Raw genomic sequence first — 3071 nt, forward strand, 5'->3', positions numbered from 1 at the left:
GACGAGGAGAAATTGAGCTGGATCTGGCCGTCCGACGGCAAGGTCGTCGCCACCTTTGACGAGGGCAAGAACAAGGGCGTCGACATCGCCGGCAAGATGGGCCAGCAAGTCGTGGCCGCCGGCGCAGGAAAAGTCATGTACGCCGGTAGCGGCATCCGTGGTTATGGTAATCTCGTTATTGTGAAGCACAGTAATAGTTTATTGTCGGCGTATGCGCACAACCGCACCATCCTGGTCAAGGAGGGGCAGAGCGTGACGAAGGGACAGGCGATCGCCGAGATGGGCGATTCGGACACGGATAGCGTCAAGCTGCACTTTGAAATCCGGCAGCAGGGCAAGCCGGTCGATCCGTCCCGCTTCCTGCCGTCGCGCTGACGCTGGCGGGCCGCCGCCGATGTCCGTGGCGGTGGCGCGCGCTTGCCGTGGTGAATAATCGTTGCAAATGAGCGCCATAAATAAGCGCCGCGAATACATGTAAGCTTCCACCGTTGTTGTTGATCGCTGCTCATCATCGCTGTTTTGATTGTTGATCGCCCATGTCAAAGACGCCGCACCCACCGCAGGACGACGAGACGGCACCGGATGATTTTCCGGAGGAGTCGGGTGATGAACTCGCCGTCGATGGCGCGGACAGCGACGACGATGGCGACGGCGAGGTGGCCGAGGTCGGCGCCGTGCTGGCCAGCGTCGACGAACTGAAAAAAGTGCTGGCGGCCGAACTGTCGACCGACACCACGCAGCATTATCTGAACCAGATCGGCACCCGGCCGCTGCTGACGGCGCCGCAGGAAGTCCACTACGCCACGCTGGCCAAGGCCGGCGACTTCAGCGCCCGCCAGACCATGATCGAACACAATCTGCGGCTGGTGGTGTCGATCGCCAAGCATTACATCAACCGCGGCGTGGTCCTGCTCGACATGATAGAGGAGGGCAACATCGGCCTGATGCGCGCCATCGACAAGTTCGAGCCCGAGCGCGGTTTCCGTTTTTCCACCTACGCCACGTGGTGGATACGCCAGAGCATCGAGCGCGCCATCATGAACCAGGCCCGCACCGTGCGGCTGCCGGTGCACATGGTGCGCGAGCTGAACCAGATCCTGCGCGGCAAATACCACCTCGAAGCCCAGCACCACAACGGCAAGGACGCCACCGCCGAAGACATCGCCGAGCTCGTCGGCCGACCGGTCGAGGAGGTGCAGGACATCCTCGCCCTGTCCGAGCACGCCACCTCGCTCGACGCGCCGCTCGACAACGACCCCCAGTCCTCGCTGATGGACATGCTGCCCGGCGCCAGCGAAGACAGTCCCGACGCCCGCGCCGAACACCACGAAATGACGGTGCTGGTGCGCGACTGGCTGACCAAGCTGCCGGACAAGCAGCGCATCGTCATCATGCGGCGTTTCGGGCTCGACAACGACGACCCGGCCACGCTCGAAACGCTGGCCGAGGAAATGGGCGTCACCCGCGAGCGCGTGCGCCAGATCCAGCAGGAGGCGCTGGTCAAGCTCAAGCGCGCGATGGCGGCGCGCGGCGTGGTGCGCGATTCGCTGCTGTAGTCGGCGGCGTCACGCCGGCGACCCTGCATCGGCGGCGATCGACAATCTGATATCATATGCCCCGCCTCGGCGCCCCGCCCTGGCGCCGCGACGCCGTCGCGGCCGCGCCCACTCGTCCCCAATCACATTGAACGCTATGCAAGAAGACATCATCCTCGACATCAAATCGCTCGACATGGACGCCCGTGGCGTCGGCCATCTGACCAATGAAGACGGCTCCCAGGGCAAGGTGGTGTTTGTCGAAGGCGCGCTGCCGGGCGAGCGCGTCAGCTTCTACACGTTCAAGAAAAAGAAGAACTGGGAAATGGCGCGCATGACGGCGCTGCACCACGAGTCGGCCATGCGCGTGCAGCCGAAATGCGTCCACTTCGACAACTGCGGCGGCTGCTCGATGCAGCATCTGGAGCCGTCGGCCCAGGTCGCGATCAAGCAGCGCGTGCTCGAAGATAATTTGCAGCACATCGGCAAGGTCCGCCCGCTCAACATCATGCGCCCGATGTACGGGCCGACGTGGGGCTACCGCTACCGCGCGCGCCTGTCGGTGCGCCACGTGCCGAAAAAGGGCGGCGTGCTGGTCGGCTTCCACGAAAAGAAATCGGTCTACGTGGCCGACATGGACAGCTGCGAGATCCTGCCGCCGCACGTGTCGGCCATGTTGTTGCCGCTGCGCGCGCTGCTGGCGTCGCTGTCGGTCTACGACAAGGTGCCGCAGATCGAGCTGGCCGTCGGCGAGGACGTCACCGCGCTGGTGCTGCGCATCATGGCGCCGTTGACGGCCGACGATGAAGTCCAGCTGAAGGCCTTCGCCGACGTCCACAACGTGCAGTGGTGGTTGCAGGTGAAGGGGCCGGAGACGGCCGCGCCGTTTTACCCGCTCGACCGCCAGCTGCACTACCTGCTGCCCGAGTTCGGCGTGCGCATGCCGTTCAAGCCGGTCGATTTCACGCAGGTCAACCACCACATCAACCGGGTGCTGGTGGGCAAGGCGCTGCGCCTGCTGGACGTGCAGCCGGACGACCGCGTCGCCGACCTGTTCTGCGGCCTCGGCAACTTCACCCTGCCGCTGGCGACGCAGGCGCGCGAGGTGGTCGGCATCGAAGGCAGCACCACGCTGACCGAGCGCGCGCTCGTCAACGCCAAGGCCAACGGCCTGTCGGCGAAGACCTCGTTCTCGACCCGCAACCTGTTCGACGTCAGCGCCGCAGACCTGGTCGCGCTGGGCAAATTCGACCGCATGCTGATCGACCCGCCGCGCGACGGCGCCGCCGCCGTCTGCACGGCGCTGGCCGAGCTCAAGCTCAGCCATCCCGAGCTGCTGCCCAAGCGCATCGTCTACGTGTCGTGCGGCCCGTCGACGCTGGCGCGCGACGCCGGCATCCTCGTCAACGGCGGCGGCTATGTGCTGAGCAAGGCCGGCGTCGTCAACATGTTCCCGCACACCTCGCACGTGGAATCGATGGCGGTGTTCGACCTGGCCTGAGCGCCCTATCCTTCAGCGGCGTAACGTCGGGGGGG

General features: G+C 65.2%; 3 protein-coding genes. All 3 read left to right on the plus strand.

Annotated elements, in window-relative coordinates; translation table 11 throughout:
- Positions 1-375 (plus strand): peptidoglycan DD-metalloendopeptidase family protein (locus tag Q0S71_RS20500; RefSeq protein WP_295999900.1); only part of this gene is annotated, 375 nt, incomplete at its 5' end.
- Between the two features lie 161 nt (positions 376-536).
- Positions 537-1556, plus strand: coding sequence for an RNA polymerase sigma factor RpoS (gene rpoS / locus Q0S71_RS20505; protein WP_295999901.1), 1020 nt, complete (start codon positions 537-539; stop codon positions 1554-1556).
- A 136-nt stretch (positions 1557-1692) separates the two neighbouring features.
- The gene (rlmD, locus tag Q0S71_RS20510; RefSeq protein WP_295999902.1) at positions 1693-3036 is read left to right on the plus strand and encodes a 23S rRNA (uracil(1939)-C(5))-methyltransferase RlmD; all 1344 of its coding nucleotides are present in this window, start codon (positions 1693-1695) and stop codon (positions 3034-3036) included.
- Positions 3037-3071 lie beyond the last annotated feature (35 nt).

The sequence above is a fragment of the Rugamonas sp. genome (genome assembly GCF_025354735.1).
Classification (GTDB): Bacteria; Pseudomonadota; Gammaproteobacteria; order Burkholderiales; family Burkholderiaceae_D; genus Rugamonas.